This window comes from Kribbella speibonae (assembly GCF_004331375.1).
In the GTDB taxonomy this organism is placed as follows: domain Bacteria; phylum Actinomycetota; class Actinomycetes; order Propionibacteriales; family Kribbellaceae; genus Kribbella; species Kribbella sindirgiensis.
In genome coordinates this window covers 885000-904716 of sequence record NZ_SJKC01000003.1, presented here as the reverse complement: position 1 = coordinate 904716, position 19717 = coordinate 885000, and the positions used below count along the sequence as shown (strand labels likewise).

General features: G+C 68.4%; 18 protein-coding genes. 2 read left to right on the top strand and 16 right to left on the bottom strand.

Annotated elements, in window-relative coordinates; genetic code table 11:
- Nucleotides 1–199 precede the first annotated feature (199 nt).
- Nucleotides 200–475 (bottom strand): DUF1905 domain-containing protein, encoded by a 276-nt coding sequence (locus E0H92_RS25640; RefSeq protein ID WP_131497961.1) that lies wholly within the window; start codon nt 473–475, stop codon nt 200–202.
- A gap of 84 nt (nt 476–559) precedes the next feature.
- Between E0H92_RS25640 and E0H92_RS25635 the strand changes: the two genes are divergently transcribed.
- Nucleotides 560–1072 carry a GNAT family N-acetyltransferase gene (locus E0H92_RS25635; RefSeq protein WP_131498371.1) on the top strand — a complete coding sequence of 171 codons (513 nt, stop codon included), beginning with the start codon at nt 560–562 and terminating at the stop codon, nt 1070–1072.
- Here E0H92_RS25635 and E0H92_RS25630 read toward each other — a convergent pair.
- From E0H92_RS25630 to E0H92_RS25560, 15 genes are all read right to left on the bottom strand, one after another.
- Nucleotides 1026–2000: a cation diffusion facilitator family transporter gene (locus E0H92_RS25630; RefSeq protein ID WP_131459727.1), complete on the bottom strand. Its 975-nt coding sequence runs from the start codon at nt 1998–2000 to the stop codon at nt 1026–1028. The genes E0H92_RS25635 and E0H92_RS25630 overlap by 47 nt on opposite strands.
- Entirely contained in the window at nt 1997–2398 is a 402-nt protein-coding gene (locus E0H92_RS25625) for an ArsR/SmtB family transcription factor (RefSeq protein ID WP_131459728.1), read from the bottom strand. Before E0H92_RS25625 ends, E0H92_RS25630 begins: the two co-directional genes overlap by 4 nt.
- A gap of 37 nt (nt 2399–2435) precedes the next feature.
- A complete protein-coding gene (locus tag E0H92_RS25620) occupies nt 2436–3386 on the bottom strand; it encodes an acetylxylan esterase (RefSeq protein ID WP_131497960.1) in 951 nt (316 codons plus the stop codon).
- Between the two features lie 14 nt (nt 3387–3400).
- A complete protein-coding gene (locus E0H92_RS25615; RefSeq protein ID WP_131459730.1) occupies nt 3401–4294 on the bottom strand; it encodes an NAD-dependent epimerase/dehydratase family protein in 894 nt (297 codons plus the stop codon).
- A complete protein-coding gene (locus E0H92_RS25610) occupies nt 4291–5169 on the bottom strand; it encodes a carbohydrate ABC transporter permease (RefSeq protein ID WP_202873804.1) in 879 nt (292 codons plus the stop codon). The genes E0H92_RS25615 and E0H92_RS25610 overlap by 4 nt, the downstream gene beginning before the upstream one ends.
- A complete protein-coding gene (locus E0H92_RS25605; protein ID WP_131459731.1) occupies nt 5166–6053 on the bottom strand; it encodes a carbohydrate ABC transporter permease in 888 nt (295 codons plus the stop codon). The genes E0H92_RS25610 and E0H92_RS25605 overlap by 4 nt, the downstream gene beginning before the upstream one ends.
- Nucleotides 6050–7405: an ABC transporter substrate-binding protein gene (locus E0H92_RS25600; protein ID WP_131459732.1), complete on the bottom strand. Its 1356-nt coding sequence runs from the start codon at nt 7403–7405 to the stop codon at nt 6050–6052. Before E0H92_RS25600 ends, E0H92_RS25605 begins: the two co-directional genes overlap by 4 nt.
- 27 nt (nt 7406–7432) lie before the next feature.
- Entirely contained in the window at nt 7433–10588 is a 3156-nt protein-coding gene (locus E0H92_RS25595; protein ID WP_131497959.1) for a sugar-binding protein, read from the bottom strand.
- 107 nt (nt 10589–10695) lie between these two features.
- Nucleotides 10696–11466, bottom strand: coding sequence for an IclR family transcriptional regulator (locus E0H92_RS25590; RefSeq protein WP_131497958.1), 771 nt, complete (start codon nt 11464–11466; stop codon nt 10696–10698).
- 76 nt (nt 11467–11542) lie between these two features.
- Nucleotides 11543–12166: a response regulator gene (locus E0H92_RS25585; RefSeq protein WP_131497957.1), complete on the bottom strand. Its 624-nt coding sequence runs from the start codon at nt 12164–12166 to the stop codon at nt 11543–11545.
- Complete coding sequence (locus E0H92_RS25580) at nt 12163–13317, bottom strand: sensor histidine kinase (RefSeq protein WP_202873803.1); 1155 nt, start codon at nt 13315–13317, stop codon at nt 12163–12165. Before E0H92_RS25580 ends, E0H92_RS25585 begins: the two co-directional genes overlap by 4 nt.
- A 7-nt stretch (nt 13318–13324) precedes the next feature.
- Nucleotides 13325–13807 carry a hypothetical protein gene (locus E0H92_RS25575; protein WP_131459736.1) on the bottom strand — a complete coding sequence of 161 codons (483 nt, stop codon included), beginning with the start codon at nt 13805–13807 and terminating at the stop codon, nt 13325–13327.
- Between the two features lie 128 nt (nt 13808–13935).
- The gene (locus tag E0H92_RS25570; protein WP_131459737.1) at nt 13936–15534 is read right to left on the bottom strand and encodes an ABC-F family ATP-binding cassette domain-containing protein; all 1599 of its coding nucleotides are present in this window, start codon (nt 15532–15534) and stop codon (nt 13936–13938) included.
- 116 nt (nt 15535–15650) lie between these two features.
- Entirely contained in the window at nt 15651–17060 is a 1410-nt protein-coding gene (locus E0H92_RS25565) for a HAMP domain-containing sensor histidine kinase (protein WP_131497956.1), read from the bottom strand.
- Between the two features lie 2 nt (nt 17061–17062).
- Entirely contained in the window at nt 17063–17746 is a 684-nt protein-coding gene (locus E0H92_RS25560; protein ID WP_131459739.1) for a response regulator transcription factor, read from the bottom strand.
- Between the two features lie 166 nt (nt 17747–17912).
- On the opposite strand from E0H92_RS25560, the gene E0H92_RS25555 reads away from it, so the two are divergent.
- Nucleotides 17913–19712: an ABC transporter substrate-binding protein gene (locus E0H92_RS25555; RefSeq protein WP_131497955.1), complete on the top strand. Its 1800-nt coding sequence runs from the start codon at nt 17913–17915 to the stop codon at nt 19710–19712.
- The last annotated feature ends 5 nt before the right edge of the window (nt 19713–19717 follow it).

Sequence of the window (19717 nt, the reverse complement as noted above, 5' to 3'; positions counted from 1 at the left end):
GGCATGCCGATCGCACGCCCCGTGAGCCCCGTAGCACTTCGATCACTCCTGACTTCGTCGGACCACCCAGTCATCGACGGTACGGTCCGGCCCGCGATGATCCCCACCCGAGCAGCCGGTCAGGATCGATTCTTCACAGAGACCTTACTCAGAACATGACCCCTTGTGACGGTGATCTCAGATCAAACAAAAGTCACTCTCAACTGAGACGTTCTTCCAGATACACGGTGATCTCGTCGCCCGGCTGCTTGCCGAGCAGGTCCCGCAACGCCCCTTTGACGGGCAGTTTGTGGGTCCCGTCGCCGAGCGCCATGAACGAGCTCTCGAACGGATGACCGTCCATCGTGCCGCGTACCTTGACCAGTCCACGCGTCCCGAAGTACGTCGCCGAATCCGGCATCTGCACGTAGGTCCAGCCGCCCTTGGCGTCGCTCTTCTGCAGCGGCGCGGTGAATGTCTTGTCCAGCTTGCTCATGGTGAGCTCCTCTCTACACCCCTAGGTAGAGACTGTGATCGGCGTTTCGACATCTTCGGCCAACCTATTCTGGGAAATGTGCAGATGACGATCCGCCGGGCCGGGCGGGACGACGTACCGGCGGTGCTGGCGCTCCTCGACGGGGCGACCGAATGGTTGGTCGCGCGTGGGCGGACCGACCAGTGGGGTACGGCGGCCCACTCGACGAGCCCGCGGCGGGTCGAGCAGATCACCGGCTTCGCCGACGACGGCGGACTGTGGGTAGGCGAGGCGGACGGCCGGGTGGTCGGGGCCCTCGCTGTCGGTGACGCCCTCGACTACGTGCCGCCGGCAACCGAACCGGAGCTCTACGTACGGCTGCTCGTGACCGACCGCCTGTCCGCCGGGCAGAACCTCGGTGCGGTGCTGCTCGACCACGCCCGCATGCTGGCCCACGAGGACGGCGTACGGCTGCTGCGGGTGGACTGCTTCGCCGGTGGTGGCGGGGCACTCGTCCGGTACTACGAGAAGCAGGGCTTCACGCGTGACGCCGAGTTCGCCGTACCGCGGGTCAATGATGTGGACTGGCTGGGTCAGGTGCTGGTCCAGCACCTGTGATGGCGCGGTGGACCGTGCCGTGTGAGTCGCTGCAGTGCTCCGAGCTCTGGCTTTCGGTGGCGTGATCGACCTGGAGCGTGGAGTGCGTCAGGTGGTGGCGCTCGGCAAGCACTTCCTCGATCCGGACCCGGATCTGGTGGCAGTCGAGCCCCTCGGCGACCAGGATGTGCGCGGACGCGGCCGGCTCGCCCGACGTGATCTCCCAGACGTGCAGGTCGTGCACCTCGACCACTCCCTCGACCGCGCACAGCTCGGCGCCCAGCGCCTGCGGGTCGATCGCGATCGGCGCGGCCTCGAGGAAGATCCGCCCGGAGTCCCGGACCAGCGAGACGCCGGCCTTCAGCATCAGTACGGCGACCACGAACGCCGCGATCGCGTCCGCCCGGGCGAACCCGGTCAGCAGGACGACGAGACCGGCGATCGCGGTCGCGATGAATGCGAACAGGTCGTTCAGGATGTGCTGGAACGCGCCCTCGACGTTGAGACTGGAGCGGTTCGCCTTGCTGATCAGCCAGGTCGCGAAGAGGTTCACCACGATGCCGACCACACCGGTGATCAGGACCAGCGCGCCCTTGACCTCGGGCGGATCGATCATCCGGCTGACGGCCTCGTACACGAAGTACACCGCGAGCAGGAGCAGTGTGATGCCGTTGGCCTGCGCGGACAGGATCTCGACGCGCTTGAAGCCGTACGTGAACCCGCCGGCCGGCGGTTTCGCGGCCAGCCGGATCGCTAGCAGTGCTAGCGCGATGGCGATCGCGTCGGTGAGCATGTGCGCCGCGTCGGTGACCAGGGCCAGCGAACCGGCCGCGAACCCGACGATCACCTCGGCGATCATGAAGCCGACGATCAGCGCGAGCGCACCGCTGAGCAGCTTCCGGTCCGCCGCAGCGGAGACACCGTGCCCGTGCCCGTGGCCGGCGCTCACGACTCCGACCTTTCCGGGTGGATGGCGTCGGTGTGCTCGGTGTGCGCGACCGCGAGATCGAGCAGCATCCGCACGTGAGCGTCGTCGAGCCGGTAGAACGCGTTCCGCCCGTCCCGCCGTACGGCGACCACGCGGTGTGCGCGCAGCAACCTGAGCGCATGGGAAGTCGCGGACTCGCTCAGTCCGGTGATCGCGGCGAGATCGCAGACGCACAGCTCCCCGTCGAGCAGCGCGACGAGCAGCTTCAGCCGTCGCGGATCGCCGAGCAGACCGAAAACGTCGGCCGTGTCGGCGATGTCCTCCGCGCCCGGCATCCTGGCATTGACACTCGCCACCCGCTCCGGGTCGACCAGCCGCACATTGCAGGAGTCGAGCTGCACATCTGCAGAACTCTTCATATATCCACAGTAGGGCAGCGGCTCGCCACGCCGCAAGCTACAGCGTGTCAGCGAGCCACCGCAGGTGACGCATGCGCTGCACCTGCGCGCCGCCCTCGTGACCGTTGAACGGCCACACGTCGATCTCGGCCGGACCGAGGTAGTGGTTGTACGCCGCGAAGACCGTCGACGGCGGGCAGACCGCGTCCATCAACGCGACCGAGTACCGGGCCGGAGCCGTCGCCCGGGCCGCGAAGTTCACGCCGTCGAAGTAGTCGAGGACGCCGAACACCTCCTCCGGCGGCACCCGCCGACGGGCGAGATAGCCGGCGATCTCGCCGTACCCCGTCTCCCCCACCATCTCGACCGCCCGCCGGAAGTGCGTCAGGAACGGTACGTCGATCAACGCGGCGGCGAGGTCCGTCCGCAGCCCGGCGACTGCCTGCGTGATGCCTCCGCCCTGGCTGCCGCCGGCGACCACGATCCGGGCGGGGTCGGCGATCGGGTGACTCCGCGCCGCGTCGACCGCCCGGACCGCGTCGGTGAACACGCGCCGGTAGTAATAGGTGTCGCGATCGACCAGTCCCCGTGTGAGGAAGCCCGGTACCTGCGGGTTCGCGCCCGGATCGGGATCGGCCGTCTCGGTCCCCTGCCCGCGCGTGTCCATGACGAGTACGGCGTACCCGGCCGCGGGGTACACGAGCCAGTCGATCGGCCAGTTCCGCCCGCCTTGGTACCCCAGGAAGTGCACGACCGTCGGCAGCGGCCCGGACGGGTCTCGCGGCGCCAGGAACCAGCCCGCGATCCGGTGCCCGCCGAATCCGGTGAACCGCACGTCCCACACGTCGACCGTCGACAGCCCCGAGTCGTACGGGACGAAGGATGGGTCGAGTGGATCCGTAGACGCCTTGGCCAGCGTCTCCTGCCAGAATCGATCGAAGTCGGCCGGCTCGTGCCGCTCGGGACGGTACTCGCGGAGGTCGGGCAACGGCTTGTCGAACAAGGGCATGGTGAGTCCTCTCGTTACCCGGCAGCGCGGGTGAGATCAGCGGGAAGCGGCCGGATGTCCAACGGGACCTGATGCTCGGCCGTGAACCCGAGCAACTCCTCGACCTTCGACAGATCCAGCGGTACGGCGCGCCCCGGCAACGCCCGCCGTACCGGAACCGACGGGTGGTACCGGGCCAGCAGGTCCTCGGTCGCGTACGGCGCCAGCGTCTCCGGGGCCGCGACCAGTACGGCGTGGAACCCCGACGCCGGTGCGACTAGCGCCAGCCGCAGGGCCCGAGCCGCGTCGCGGAGATCGAGGTACGCCCACATCTCGGTGGACCCGACCACCGGGTCGGCCGTGGTCGCCGCCAGCCGATCACGCCGGCGCTTCTCGTTGGCGACGTACGGCAGCCGCAGCGCGATCACTGTCAGGTCGTAGCGCCGCGCCATCATCTGGGCGGTCGTTTCGTCGACCTGCTTGGACAACCCGTACGGGTCCTCGACCTGCGGCGGCAGGCTCTCGTCGATGGGCACGTACGCCGGATGCAGCGGCTGCGCCGCCCAGGGCAACCCGGTGATCGAGTAACTGCTGCTCATCGCGACTCGACGAATGTTCCGCTTCCCAGCCGCCTCGAGGACGACGAAGGTCGCGCGGGTGTTGTTGCCGAAGACCTCGAGCGGCGTACCCAGGACGGGCGCCGGGACCGCGGCCAGATGAATCACGGCATCCACATCGGCCAGCGCCTTGTCGACCGCGTCCGGGTCGCCGGCGTCCCCGACCACCATCCGGTCCGCCGGAACGCCGTCCGGCTCGACCCGCTCCAGCGCGGTCACCGCGATGCCCTGGGTAACCAGGTCGTCCACCACGGCACGTCCGATCATGCCGCCTGCCCCCGTGACGAGAACCCGATTCACTTGTCTCCTCATCCTTTGATTCCACCGGCCAGACCCGCACCACGGATGAAGTAGCGCTGGAAGAGCAGGAAAATGACGATCGGCAGCACCACCGAGATCAGCAGCCCGGCCATGAACAGGTTGACCTGCACGTTGTCGCGGATCGACGGCAACATCACCGACAGCGGCTGTTTGGTCCGGTCCGGCAGCACCAGCTTCGGCCACAGGAACTCGCGCCAGGCCGCGATGATCGACAGCAGCGAGACGACGCCGATGATCGGGCCGGACAACGGCAGCACCAAGGACGTGAACATCCGGAAGTTCCCGACGCCGTCGATCTTCGCGGCCTCGAACAGTTCGGCCGGCAGCTGCGCGAAGAACCGTCCGGTGATGATCACGTTGAAGGCACTCGCCCCGGCCGGCAGCCAGATCGCCCAGTACGTGTTGATCAGCGAGCCGCCGATGATCGGTACGTCGATGACCGTCAGGTAAAGCGGTACCAGCGAGATCACGCCCGGAATGAACAGCGTCGCCAGCAACGCGCCGTTGACGAACTTTGCGTACCGCGGGCGCAGAATCGCGAGCGCATACCCACCGGTCGTTGCCACCAGCACCGACACGGCCCAGTTGCCGAGCGCGATCCAGACCGTGTTGATCAGCGCGGGCCCGACCCGCAGCCGGGTCCAGGCGGTCTCGATGTTCTGCCACTGCGGCTGCCCGGACCACAGGCCGAGCGGGTTCGATGCGATGTCGTTCGGCTGCGAGATCGCGGCCTTGGCCAGCCAGAGGATCGGGCCCAGTCCGGCCAGGGCGAGCAGGACCAGGATCAGGACCTGACCGCTGCCGAGGGTCCATCGCACGAGCGGGCGGCTCCGGTCGGCCGGCGAGATGATGCCTCGATCGCTCACGTCGTACTCCAGCGCCGGGTCAGCCGGAGGTACAGCAACGACAGCAGACCGAGGAACAGGGCCAGCAGGACCGACAACGCGGTCGCGCCGCCGTAGTCGCCGTTGATGAACGCGTAGTTGTAGAGCAGCATCAGGATCGTCGTGGTCGCGTTCGCCGGACCGCCGCCGGTGAACAGGAACGGTTCGGTGAACACCTGGAACGTCCCGATGATCTGCAGCAGCAACGTGATCAGCAGGATCGTCCGCAGCTGCGGCAACGTCACGTGCACCACCCGCCGCCAGATCGAGGCCCCGTCGATCTCGGCCGCCTCGTACAGATCCGTACGTACGCCGGACAATGCGGCCAGGTAGATGATCATCGTCGACCCCGCGTTGGCCCAGGTCGCCTCCAGAACGATGCTGGGCATCGCCGAATGCGCGTCCTGCAACCACTGGAACGGGCCCAAACCGATGCCCCGGGCAAGCGTGTTGAACAGGCCGTCGTCACTCGCGTCGTAGAACACCCGCCACAGCAGAATCGCCACCACCGGCGGCAGCACCACCGGCAGATAGGCGAGCACCGAGAACAACGCGCGGCCGCGGCGCAACTCGCGCACGAAGACGGCCAGCGCGAGCGGCGCCGGGTAGCCGAACACCAACGCCAGCAGGGCGAACCAGGCAGTGTTGCGGACCGCCGTCAGCAACAGCGGATCGGCGAGCACCTTCTGGAAGTTGCCGAATCCGACCCACTGCGCCGGCTCGACCAGGTTCGTCTGCTGGAAGGCGAGGACCAGACCGCGCGCGATCGGCCACCACGAGAACAACCCGAACACCAGCAACGTCGGGATCAGGAACACCAGGGTGCTGATCCCGCCGTTGCGGATCCACCGGGCGGTACGGGTCACGGGTTCGCCAGCAGGCCGTCGACGGCCTTCGACGAGTCACCGAGCAGCTTGCCGATATCGGTGTCCTTCTTGGTCAGTACGGTCTGTACGACGGTGTCGAGGTTCGCGTACACCTTCTGCCCCGCGACCGGCGGCTCGATCATCAGCTTCAGCGACGCCGCCTTGCTCGTGTACGGCGTGAAGTTCGCCTGCACCGTGTTCACGTACGGCTTGATCCAGGTGTTGTACTGCTGCTGCGACGCCTCGTCGAACAACCACAGCATCGGCAGACCGACCGAATGCACTTTGTCCGCGTTCGCGGCCTTGGCATCGGTGACGGCGTGGTCCTGGTCGGTGAACTTCTCCAGCCAGAAGAACTCCGCCCACTTCACCGCCGCCTCGACCTGTTCCTTCGAGGCCTTCGGGTTGAACATCTGCACGGCGCCACCGGTCAGCGTCCCGCCGTCCGGAGAGTTCAGCGGCAGCGGCGCGACCCCGATGTCCTCGCCCTTGCCGCCCATCGTGGTGACCTCGTCGCGGTAGTCCCCCGGCGTCCCGATGTACATCCCGATCTTGCCGCCGGCGAACTCCTGCTGCAGCTGCTTCTGGTTGAACAGGAAGTTGCTGCCCATCGCGTTGTCGGTCCAGCGCATCTCGTGCAACGCGGTCAGCGCGTTCTTCATCGGCGCGTCGTTGAACGCGGCCGAGGCCTTGCCGCCGTCGACGTTCTCGATCTTCCCGCCGTACGTGTAGGTCATCGCGGTCAGGATCCAGCCACCGGTGTTGTTGGTGGTCATCATCGCGTAGCCGGCCTTACCGGTCTTGTCCGCGATCGCCTTCGCGTCCGTCCGCACTTCTTCCCACGTCGTCGGCGGCTTGTTCGGGTCGAGCCCGGCCTGCTTGAACAGCGCGCGGTTGTAGTTGAGGCTCATCGTGTACGCCTGCACCGGCAGGCCGAAGATCTTCCCGCTGGAGTCCTGGACGGTCTTCAGCACCTCGGGGTTGATCTTGCTGCCGACTGGCGACGCCTTCACCACGTCGGTGATGTCGGCCAGTTGCTTGCGCTCGATCAGGCCCTGTACGTCGGTGTACGGGATCGCGACCACGGTCGGCAGCGTCCCGGCGGCCAGATCGGCCTGGAACGTCTGTACGTCGTACCCGTACTCCGAGCCCTCGATCTTGATCTTCGGGTTCGCCTTCTCGAACTCGGCGACCCGGTCGGTCCAGGTCTTCAGCGCGGCCGCCTGGTCGGGCGTCGGCTTCTGCCCGACCTTGATCGTCACGGTGCCGTCGGCCTTCGTGCCCTCGGCACCGGATTCTGACGAGCAGGCGGCGGTGCCGAGGATCACCAGGGCGGCGACTGCCCCTGTCATTCGTCGTGTGGTCAGCACGTGTATCTCCTAACTGAGGAACGTTCCGGGCAGGAACAAGGTCGTGGTCTTTCCGGTGACGATGCCGCTCGCCCACTGCAGCGCACCCGCACGCCCGGCGCCGTCGTTCTCGTTCAGGGCAAGGGAGATCGCGACCGGTCCGGTCGGTTGACTCTGGAACCCGAGCGCCGCCCACGGGATCTTCACCTGGTACGACGTGACGCCGTCGGCGCGCGTGATGGCGGCCGTCGCGCCCGGCGTCGTACCAGTCGGGCTGCCGTCCGAGGTGCCGAACGTGTACACGGCGGGACCGGTCGGCAGCAGCGCCGCGCCGATCTCGGTCGCGGTCGCGTTCTCGCCGGGCAGGCCGTTGCTGACCGCGAACTGCAGGCTGTCGCCCCGCCACAGGTTCGGTGCGATCTCGGTCTGCGCGAACACGTCGTCGGTGACCGCCGCGTTGACGATCAGCCCGGTCCCGTCATACTGGAAGTTGGCGGTGCCGGACAGGTCGGCGGCACCACCCCAGGGACGGGTGAAGGTCAGCCAGCTGGCGTCGGTGGCCAGGTTGATCGAGCTCGTCGGCGTCGTGGCCGCGGGAACGATCGGGTCGAAGGCGGTCGTGCCCTTGGCCGAGATCTTGTTGCCGTCGGACGTGGTCAGGTCGATGGTGTACGCGTAGGCCTTCCACGGCGCGAGGCCCGTGACCGGGACGCTGATCGTTGCCTTCTGCCCCGGTTCGATCGACTGGCCTGTCCCTGCCGTGCCGTGCTGGCCGGCGATGGTCCAGGTCAGGTCCTGGATCGTCGCGGCCGTCGTCGCTCTCGTGTTGGTGAGCTCGACGCCGAGAGATGTTTGCAGGTCAGAGGTGAGCTGTGGAAGGACGCGGATCTTGGTCGCGGGCTCGACACTGGTCCAGGCCACGAGGCGAGCGGTCGGCTTGCCGTCGCGGGCGATCGTCGCGACCACGTGCCGCAGGCCGAGGGTGTCGCTCGGTGGCACCGGGATCGTGACCGTAGAGGTCTTACCCGGGGTCACCAGGACCCGCTTGGTCTGGCCCGCCCCTGTCACCTCGCGCAGGCCGAGGTTGCCTACGGTCCCTTTCAGGGTGACTGTGACCGCCGTCGGCTCCTGCGAGTTGGACGGGTCCGCGGCCGCGATCGTCTGCTGCGGCACGGTCTGCTGGGTGACCGACGTGGCCGGTCCCTTGACGAAGACCGGGTCCTGGTCGACGGTCAGGTTCACGGCGCCGGCCGTCGGGGTCAGGGTGGTCTTGTGGCCGTACATGTCGGTCACTTCGAGCGGGCTGGTCGTGGCGAGTTTCACCGAGGACGTGCCGGTGCCGGTCGACCACAGCACGCGGGTGGTCGACGTACCGGAGCCGAAGCGGTACGAGTACAAGGGCGACGGCAGGGTGTCGCGGCCGCTGTAGGCGAGTCCGGTCAGGGCCCGGATCGTGGTGGCCTTCGCGACCAGGCCCGGCTTCGGCGCCATCCCGGCGATCGGTCCGGCCGGCGCCTGCAGGAGCCCGAAGGTGCTCTCCTTGTCGTCCAGGTTCGTGCCGTCGTTGAGCGCGTCGTACCAGTAGAACTGGCTGACGTTGTTGGCGATCATGATCGTGTCGTTGCGGATCGACTTGCGGGCCTGGTCGATCATCGACCCGCCGAAACTCGGCGCGGTCGGGTAGCCCTCCTCGCTGATCCAGATCGGCTTGCCGGAGCCGCCGTTCGCGTTCGCCGCGGTGCGCAGGCTCTGGATCTGCGTGTCCAGATCACCCTCGGGGCCGGCGAACGTGTAGATGTGCGCGTTGATCGAGTCCAGGTACGCCAGACCGCCGTTGGACAGCACCTGGTCGCGGAACGAGGTGTCGCCCTTGTTCGGCCCGATGTCGGCGATGACGTTCGCGCTCGGGTTGTCCGCGTGAGTCTGCTCGTACGCCGCCTTCATCAACTGCACGAAACACGCGCCGGTCACGCCGCAGGCACTGTCGTTGAAGCCGGGCATGTAGTACTCGTTGTAGGTCTCGATGTCGTTGGTGGTGCCGGCGAAATGCTTGAGCCACCAGCTCTGGTACCGGCCGTACGCGGCGAGTCCCGTGGGCGTGCTCGGGGTCTTGCCTCCGTCGTACAGCGCGTTGCGGTACCCGGTGACGAGCAGCGGGCGGATACCGTTCGCCTTCGCGTCCGCGATCATCGCGTCGTACTGCGGCTCGACCGAGTAGTTGCCCGGCGTGCCGGATTCGATGTGTCCCCACTCGAGGCTGTCGCGGATGTGCGAGAAGCCGGCCAGCGCGAGCGTCCGGATCAGTGCGCCGCTGAGGTTGTAGTAGTGGTTCATGTGGGTGTTCACGCCCCACTTGCCCGTCGGGGACTGGATGCCCGCGGGGAGTGGCGGTATGACGGCGAGCGTCGTACCGACGACCGTGGCGCCGGCGGTGAGGCGGAGGTTGTAGAAGCCGGGGCCGAGGGCTGCCGTGCTGATCGCACCGTTCGTGGTGTTGCCTGAGGCAACGGGCAGGTACTGGTCGTCGGTGACGCTCCAGGCAACCGAGGGCACCGTCGACGTGAGGGTGACGCTGCCCGCGCCCTGCGTGAAGACGAGGCTCTGGTTCGTGACCGTGATGCCGGTCGTGTCCGCGAACGAGATGCTGACCGACGAGATGCAGACCGAGCTGATGACTCCACCAGGAGCGTTGGCCAGCAGCCGGATGTCGGCGCCGTTCGCGCGGTTCTGGAAGTTGATGTCGGACATCCGGAACTGGGTGGAGGCCCAGGTGCCGGTGCCGGGGAACACGAACCACGGCAGCGGGGTGAAGGCCGCGCTGACGCTGTCGTACTGCGCGGTGAGTTGCTGGCCCGGGGTGTCGAAGTAGTTGACCGTGAGCACCGCGTCGGTGGCGCCGGCCGGGATCCGGGTCGCGTCGATGTTCAGGTAGATGTACTGGTTCTTCAGTTCCTGGCTGGTCTGCCAGCAGGGGACGCCGAGGCGGCTCGACGCCGCGTGCTCCGGGGTCTTGTCCGGGTCGCCCGGCCAGGCGGCGATCCCGTCCGCGGCGACCGGGTTGGTGAAGACGATGCCGGGGTTGGTCGCCGCCTCCGCGGGCCCTCCCGACTGCACAGCGACCAGCGCCGCGGCGGCCAGAGCCCCGCCGGCCAGCACCGCGAGCACCTTACGAACCGGACCGAGCATGGGCGGTTCCTCTCGTCGAGTTCACATACATGAATCTTGTCTGTGATGTTGAACGACGAAAAGGTAGGACGAGGCACCGGAAGGTGTCAACGGTTCAACCGGCTGGGTCAGGCGCCGGGGAGGCGGCGGAGGGTGCCGCCGATCTCGTTGGCGTGCTCATGCAGCGCCTGGACCACGTCGCGCTGATGCGCGTCGGTGAAGCGGGTCAGCGGAATCGAGCAACTGAGCCCGTACGTCGCCGGCCGCCCGTACGGGATCGCCACCGCGATGCTGCCGAGCCCCAGCGAATCCTGCTCGCGCTCCGCAGCCCATCCACGAACCCGAACGTCCTGAAGCTCGAGCGCCAGCGAATTGTGATCGGAGATCGTGTGCTGAGTCTCCGTCACAAGCTCGGCCGGGACCCGCTCCGCAACCTCCTCAGGCGACAACTGCGCAAGCAGCACCTGCCCGAGAGCTGTCGAATGCGCAGGCATCCGGCGCCCGACCCGAGACCCACTACGCAAGATATGCATCGACTCACGACTGGCCAGATAGACCACATCAGCACCGTCTAGCCGAGCCAGATGAACGGTCTCATTCAGGTGCGCCCGCAAGGCGGCAAGGTGCGGAGTCGCAACCTGATTCACCACGTCCCGATCCAGGAACGCCGTCCCCACGAGCAGAGCGCGGACCCCGATCCCGTACGCCGTACCGCGATCGTCGACCTCGACCCACCCGGCACCGACCAGCGTCCGCAGCAACATATGAATACTGGACTTCGGATACCCCAACTGCCCCGCCAACTCAGTCAACGTCAGCCGCCGAGGAGCCTGCGCCAACGCCTCCAACAACTCCACCGTCCGAGCCGCCGACTTAACCCCACCCGCCACCTCGCCCATCTCCCCCACCTCCTCCCGAAACACCTAAGTTCGGTATATCAGATCAGGTTCGCATACCTGAACACCGAGCAGCCGCTCAAGCCAAGCCGAGGCGGTAAGCGTAGGCGACGGCTTGGGCTCGGTCTCGGAGGTGGGCCTTGGCGAAGAGGTGGTTGATGTGGGTTTTGACCGTGGCCTCGCTGACTACCAGGTGGCGGGCGATTTCGGTGTTGGACAGGCCTTCGGCGATCAGCCGCAGTACCTCGGTCTCGCGGGGGGTGAGGCCTGTGTCCACCACCGGTTTGGGGGTGCCTTCGATCAGGAGGCGCTGGACGTCGGCGTCGACGATCGACTGACCGGCGGCGGCCGCCTGCAGCGCCCGGCCGATGGACTCCGCGTCCGCGTCCTTGGTGAGGAACCCGCGGGCGCCGGCCCGTAGCGCCGACAGCACCGAGTCGTCGTCGCTGTACGTCGTGAGCACGACGACCTCGGTCCGTGGATAATCGGCCCGCACCCGCCGGGTCGCCTCGACACCGTCCATCGTCGGCATCCGCAGGTCGACGAGCAGAACGTCCGGGTCGTGTTCGCCCACCAACCGGACCGCTTCCAGTCCGTCGGCCGCGGCCGCGATCACGTCGATCCCAGGCAGCAGCTTGAGCAACGTCACCAGCCCGTCGCGCACCACGGTCTGGTCGTCCGCCACCACCACTCGCAAGCTCACGCAGGCACCTTCAGTTCGACCCGCCAGCCCGTCGACGTCGGGCCGGCCTCCAATGATCCGCCGACCAGGTCGGCACGTTCACGCATCCCGAGCAGACCATAACCGCCCGCAGCCGCTCGCTCCGGACGGTGCCCCGGCTGGTCCTCGACAGTCAGCCGGACCAAGTCGCCGTACGTCAGCCGCACCCGTACCGGCGCGCCCGGCGCATGCTTCCGGGTGTTCGCCAGAGCCTCCTGCAACGTCCGGTACAGCGTCCCGAGAGCCTCACCCGGCAACTCCCGCTCCTCGCCGTCGACCTCGAACTCCGCCGTCGCCCCACTCTCCAGCCGGTACGCCGTGACGAGATCGCCGAGCGCCCGTACGTCGGGAACCGCGTCCTCCCGCAGCGCCGCCACCGCCCGCCGCGCCTCGGCCAGCCCGTCCGCGGCCAGCCCCTGCGCCCGCGTGACCTGCTCGATCGCTTCCGGCGACGCCCCGTCCCGCACGAGCATCAGCCGCGCCCCCTGCAGGCTCAACGACAACCCGGCCAAGGAGTGCGCGAGTACATCGTGCACGTCGCGCGCGATCCGCGCCCGCTCGGCCAGCGCCGCCGCCCGCTCGTGCTCCTCGATCGCGGCCTGTTTCCGGGCCAGCGACACCTCGAGATCCTCCAACTGCTGCTCGCGAGTACGCCGGTTCACCGCCGCCAGCGTCAGCGCGATCACCCCGAACGCGGCCCCGAACGCCCCGGGCAGCGAACGCGTGGTGAGGTACAGCGGAACGCTCGCACCAAGGATGCTGATGGCAACGATGATCCATTCGAGCGGCTGCGCCCGGTAGTAGCGGACCGCCGCGCGGCTGACCCAGAACGGGACGATGATCATCGCGCTGCCCGGTAACGCGTACCAGAGCACCGACCCGGCGACCGCGAACACGAGCAGCCCGTAGCCGGCCGGGCCGGGCGGATCGCCGTACCGCAGGAAGAACAGCGTGATGTTGCTGAGGACAACGATCACGCCGATCGCGACGATCAGCGGGTACGGCAGCCGCCGGTCGGCGCGGTCCTGAGCGGCGACGGCCAGCGAGATGATCGTGATCACGCCCGGTACCGCACGCAGCAGCAGGCCCGGTACGGAGCTGTCCCGCACCAGGCCCACCGGAGTCCACGTCATGACCTCATCATGCCCGCTGCGCCGCCAGCGGAATGTTCATGGCCAGCGAGCGGCGGTAGATCATCGCGTTCTGGGCACCGATCGTGAGGCCGACGGTCAGTGCGATCGCCGACCGGCTGAACGTGCTGTGGGGCCAGAGCGCGGCCGAGGCGAAGGACGCACCGACCCGGAGCGCGATCGTCAGCAGCCAGAGCAGGAGCGTCGGAACCGTGCCCTTCTGGTACAGCCCGTCCGCGGTCTGGGTGAGCCGGATGCTCGCACCGCGGGCGAAACCGGCTCCGAGCAGGACCACGCAGTCGAGCGCCAGGAACGCGAGCTCGCCGGTCGAGGCGCTGTGGACGGCCGACGACAACGAGAGCACGCCGACACCCAGCAGGATCAGCGGCATCACGACCAGCGACTTCTGCGTGACGAGTGAGCCGGTCACCTGCTTGCCGATCACCCGCACCAGCACCAGCAGGCCAATCAAGATTCCGAGCACGGCCGACATGTCCAAGATTTCCTTTCCGAGGAGGTTGCTGACAACACTCCTCGGAAACGGCGTCCGGAACGTCAGCCCCGAGGTGAGACCCAGGTGGATCTGGGCCTCAACCCCAGGGTTGACTCACGCCAACGAATTCAGGCGAGCGAGACCAGGTCGAGGTAGTCGTCCGACCACAGGTCCTCGGTCGCGTCCGGCAGGATCAGCACGCGGTCCGGGCGCAGCGCCTCGATCGCACCCTCGTCGTGGGTGACCATCACGATCGCGCCCGGGTAGCTGCCGACCGCACCGAGCACCTCGTCCCGCGATGCCGGGTCGAGGTTGTTCGTCGGCTCGTCGAGCAGCAGCACGTTCGCACTGGAGTGGACCAGGCCGGCGAGGGCCAGCCGGGTCTTCTCGCCGCCAGACAGCACAGCGGCCGGCTTGTCCACGTCGTCACCGCTGAACAGGAACGAGCCGAGCACGTTGCGGACCTCGCCGTCGGTCAGCCCGGGCGCGACCGACGCCAGGTTCTGCCGTACGGTGCCGGCCAGGTCCAGCGTGTCGTGTTCCTGCGCGAAGTACCCGAGCCGCAGTCCATGACCCGGTACGACGCGGCCGGCATCGGGCTGTTCGCGGCCCGCGAGGAGCCGGAGCAGCGTGGTCTTGCCCGCGCCGTTCAGCCCGAGAATGACCACACGGCTCCCCCGGTCCACGGCCAGATCGACACCGTCGAGGACCTGCAAAGCGCCGTACGACTTCTTCAGGCCGACCGCGGACAGCGGAGTCCGGCCGGACGGCGCCGGGGCCGGGAGGCGGATCTTGGCAACCCGCGCGGCCCGGCGTACCGGCTCCAGACCGGCGAGCAGCTTGTCCGCGCGACGCGCCATGTTCTTGGCCGCCATCGCCGTACTCGCCCCGGCCTGCATCTTCGCCGACTGGGCGTGCAGGACCGCGGCCTTGCGTTCGGCGACCGCCCGCTCGCGCTTGCGGCGCCGCTCGTCGACCTCCAGCTGCTCGAGGTACTTCGTCCAGCCGGTGTTGTGGATGTCGATCGTCAACCGCTGCGGGTCCAGGTGGAAGACCCGGTTGACCGTTGCCTTGAGCAACTCGCGGTCGTGGCTGATGACGATCAGGCCGCCGGGGTAGGCCAGCAGGAACTGCCGCAGCCACAGCACCGAGTCGGCGTCGAGGTGGTTGGTCGGCTCGTCGAGCAGCAGGACGTCGTGCTGCGCGAACAGGATCCGGGCCAGCTCGACGCGCCGGCGCTGACCGCCGGACAGCTCGCCGATCGGCTGCTCGAGGGCACGGTTCGGCAGACCGACACCGGCCGCGAGCCGCGCCGCTTCCGCCTCGGCCGCATACCCGCCACCGGCCTGGAACGCGGCTTCGGCGCGCGCGTACGCCGCCATCGCCTTCTCCTGTGCCGCACCCGTGGCCGAGCTCATCGCGGCCTCGGCCGCACGGAGCTGCCGTACGGCGACGTCCAGCCCGCGCGCGGACAGGATGCGCGCGGTGACGGTGATCGCGGGATCGGCCGCCCGCGGGTCCTGCGGCAGGTAGCCGATCGACCCGGTCGTGCTGACCTGCCCCGCCGTCGGCCGGGTCTCGCCGGCCAGCGTCTTCAGCAGCGTGGTCTTGCCGGCACCGTTGCGGCCGATGAGCCCGACCCGGTCTCCGGCGCCGACACCGAACGACACGTCGGCCAGCAGCAACTGCGCGCCGACCCGAATATCTACACCGCGAACGGTGATCATGATGGTTACTCTCCGTGATAGCTAGTGGACACACCTCACCTGCAGAAGCGGGTGCGCCAGCTAGACACAGAGGCAAGTAGCCATACGCCCACGGTAACCGGGACCGGCAAGATCCGTCAGCTGATTTTCGCGGGGAGCTCGACGACGAAGCGGGCGCCGCCGCCCGGACGGTCGGTGACCTGGATGGTTCCGTGGTGCCACTGGACGTGGCGGGCGACGATCGCGAGCCCCAGGCCGACACCGCGGCCACGGCCCGAGGTCTCGCCGCGGCCGAACCGTTCGAAGACTCGGGACCGGTCCTCGGCGGCGATCCCCGGCCCGGCGTCGTCGACGGTGATGACGACGCCGAGACCGCCCGCCTCGACGCCCACGCCCTTGCAGCCGCCGGCGTGGTCCTCGGCGTTCTCCACCAGGTTCGCGATCACGCGCTCGAGCCGGCGCTTGTCCGCCTGCAGCGTGAGCGCCTCGGCGTCCGGCGCGACGACCGTCACCTCCCGCCCGGCGGCCGCGTCGGCGGCGGCCCGGACCAGGTCGGCGATCCGGACGATCTCCCGGCTGCCCCGGTCGCCGCCGTCGTCGCGGGAGATCTCCAGCAGGTCGATCACCAGCCGCCGGAACCGGTCCAGGTCGTCACCGAGCAGCTCGACCGGCTCTCGTACGGCGTCCGGCAGCTCGGCGCGGTGGTTCTGGATCAGCTGCATCGAGTTCAGCATCGTCATCAACGGCGTCCGCAGCTCATGACTCACGTCGCCGGCAAACCGCGCGTCCGCGGCCACGCGTCTCTCCAGGTCGGCCGCGGTCTGGTTGAACGACCGCGCCAGCCCGCCGAGGTCCTTGTCGTTCTCCGCCGGCAACCGCGCGTCGAGCTTCCCGCGCGCCACCGCGTCCGCGACCCGGGCCAGCTCGGCGAGCGGGCGCAGCGCGAGCGTGCTCGCCAGCCGCCCGACGGCGAGCCCGACCAGCGCGGTCGCGATCGCCGCCGCGATCAGCGTGAACTTCATCCGCTGCAGCGTGGCGTCGAGGCTGCTCAGCGGATGCCACTCGAAGAACGCGTCCCCCTGCCGCCCGATCGGTACGCCGACCGCGAGCACCGGCTGCCCACCGACCTCGATCCGCCGCTGCACCACCTTGCCGCTGATCGCGCCCTGGATCAGGTCCGGCGGCAGATCGGACGGCTTCCCGGTCATCGCGTACCAACGGTCCTGGAGGTACAGCATGGTGGCCGCCGCATCGGTGGACGGCAGGCTGTTCATCACCTCCATCACGGACACCCCGGGCTGCAGCGTCGGGGTCTCGCACTCGACCCGCTCGTGGCTCGGCCGGCACGGCTCCGGCGGACCGAACAACCCGTACCGCAACGCCGCCCCGTTGTCCGCCGTGATCGTCTCCGCCGCCGCTTCGCGCTGCTGGACCAGATAGTCCGACACGACGGTCCACGTCACGATCGACAGCACGGTCGACAACCCGAGCGCGAGCAGGCCGTACGCCAGCATCACGCGGCCTCGCAGGGTGACCCGTCCCAGCAAGGTCAGCTCACCAGTCGGTAGCCCAGGCCGCGGGCCGTCACGAGATGCTTCGGGCTGGCCGGGTCGCGCTCGACCTTCAGCCGCAGCCTCCGGATGTGGACGTCGACGATCCGGCTGTCACCGAAGTACCCGTAGCCCCAGACCTTCGACAGCAACTGCTCGCGGCTCAGCACCTTGCCGTCGGCGTTGGCCAGCTCGGCGATCAGCTTGAACTCGGTCCGGGTCAGCGGCAGCACCTCGCCGTCCCGCGTCACCTCGGCCCCCGGTACGTCGATCCGCAGGTCACCGACCTCGAGCAGGTCGGCCTGCCGCGCGCCGGCCGGCTCGACCCGGCGCAGCAGCGCCCGGATCCGGGCCGACAGCTCCTTCGCGACGAGCGGTTTCGTCACGTAGTCGTCCGCCCCCGCCTCCAGACCCGCGACCACATCGTGACTGTCGGTCCGCGCGGTCACCATGATCACCGGTACGTCGCTCGCGCGGCGGATCTCCCGGCAGACCGCGAACCCGTCCCGGTCCGGCAGCATCAGGTCCAGCAGCACCACGTCCGGCGGTTCCCGGCGCAGCGCGGCCAAGGCGTCGTACCCGTTGGCCGCCTCGGCGACCTGATAGCCCTCGTCTTCCAGGGCAAGCCGCAGTACCCGCCGGATCCGCGGCTCGTCGTCGACCAGCAGCAAGCTGTGTGCCACGGGACCAGTGTCGCTCACCAGCAGGCCGGGTGCCGGTTACGCCTGTCATGAATCCGTCATCTTCGTGCGAGAGCCGATTGACATCTGCTTGACGGTTCGGTGACCGCGGTCCCGGGCCCGCCCGGGAGTCCTAACTTCGGCGCTATCGAGTCCCGGAGGAGGACCAATGGCCAGGAAACGGCTGGCGGCAGTATCCCTTGCCGCCGCGGCGAGCCTCATCGCGCTCGCCGCCTGCAGTAACGGCGGCGGAACGGCGTCCGGATCCGGAGGCGGATCCGCCGGCACACCGGTCAGCGGCGGCACCCTGAACATGCTCGGGGCGGGCGACGTCGACTACATGGATCCCAATGTCAGCTACTACTCCGTCGGGTACCTGAACCTGCGGATGTGGAGCCGGCAGCTGTTCACCTATCCGGCCGACCCCGGCGGCAAGAACACCACGCCGGTCGCCGATCTCGCAACCGAGATCCCGACCGCGGCGAACGGCGGGATCAGCGCGGACGGCAAGACGTACACGATCAAGATCCGGCCCGGCGCGCAGTGGAACACGAACCCGGCCCGCCCGGTGACCGCCGCGGACATGGTCCTCGGCGTCAAGCGGACCGCGAACCCGCAGCAGCCGTTCGGCGGCATCCCGGACTTCGCGACCCTGATCGTCGGCTACCAGGCGTTCGCCGACGGCTTCGCCAAGGCGCCGAAGACGGTCGCCGGGATCAAGGAGTACATCGAGAAGACCCCGCTGCCGGGAGTCGTGGCCAAGGACGCGTCCACGGTCGTGTTCCACCTGACCCAGCGGGCGACGTACTTCGTCGACATGCTGACGCTGCCGGCCTTCTCGCCGGCCCCGGTCGAGTCGCTGAACTACCTTCCGGCCAGCACCGAGCTCGGCAACCACTTCCCGTCCGACGGCCCGTACAAGGTCGACTCGTGGGTGCCGACCAAGTCGATCACGTACTCCCGGAACCCCGCCTGGGACCCGGCGTCCGATCCGGTCCGCAAGGCGTACGTCGACAAGATCGTGGTGAACGAGACCGTCACGCAGGACTCGGTCCAGCAGCAGCTGCAGACCGGTACGCCGGCCGCCGACATGGAGTTCGACGTCGCGCCGCCGCCATCCCAGCTGCCCGCCCTGCAGGCCAAGAAGGACCCGAACCTGACCATCGGCGACACCGCGGGCTCGAACCCGTACGTCATCTACAACACCGTCTCGCCGAACAACAACAAGGCGTTGCAGAACCCGAAGGTCCGGCAGGCGATCAGCTACGCGATCAACCGCGACCACATCCTGCAGGTGCTCGGCGGCAAGACGCTGAACCCGCCGCTCACCCACGTCCTGCCCGACGTCATCATCGGCTCGAAGCAGATCGACCCGTATCCGTACAACCCGGACAAGGCCAAGCAACTCCTCGCCGAGGCCGGTTACCCGCACCTGACGCTGAAGTTCCTCTACCGCAACGCGACCGAGGGCAGCAGCAAGACCTTCCAGACGGTGCAGCAGGACCTGACGAAGGCCGGCATCACGGTGGTCGGCGTTCCGTCGCCGAACGCGGACTTCTACGTGAAGTACCTGCAGGTACCGGATGTCGCGCGACGCGGCGTCTGGGATGTCTCACTGGCCGGATGGGGCGCCGACTGGTACGGCAACGCGGCGCTGTCCTTCTTCAACCCGTTGTTCTCCGGTCCGCCGTCGTACCCGCCGATCGGCAGCAACTTCGGGCTCTACAACGACCCGGAGACCAACAGCCTGATCCGGCAGGCCGCCACCGCCGAGACCCAGGACCAGGCCGCGGACCTGTGGGCCAAGGCCGACGCCCGGGTGATGGACCAGGCCGCGTTCTACCCGCTCACCAACGGCAAGCAGGCGAACTACCACGCCGCCCAGGTGAACAACGCGGTGTACGTCCCGTCCATGCAGAACTACGACCCGACCAACGTCTGGCTCTCCAAAGACAAGCAGGGCGGCTGAAAACC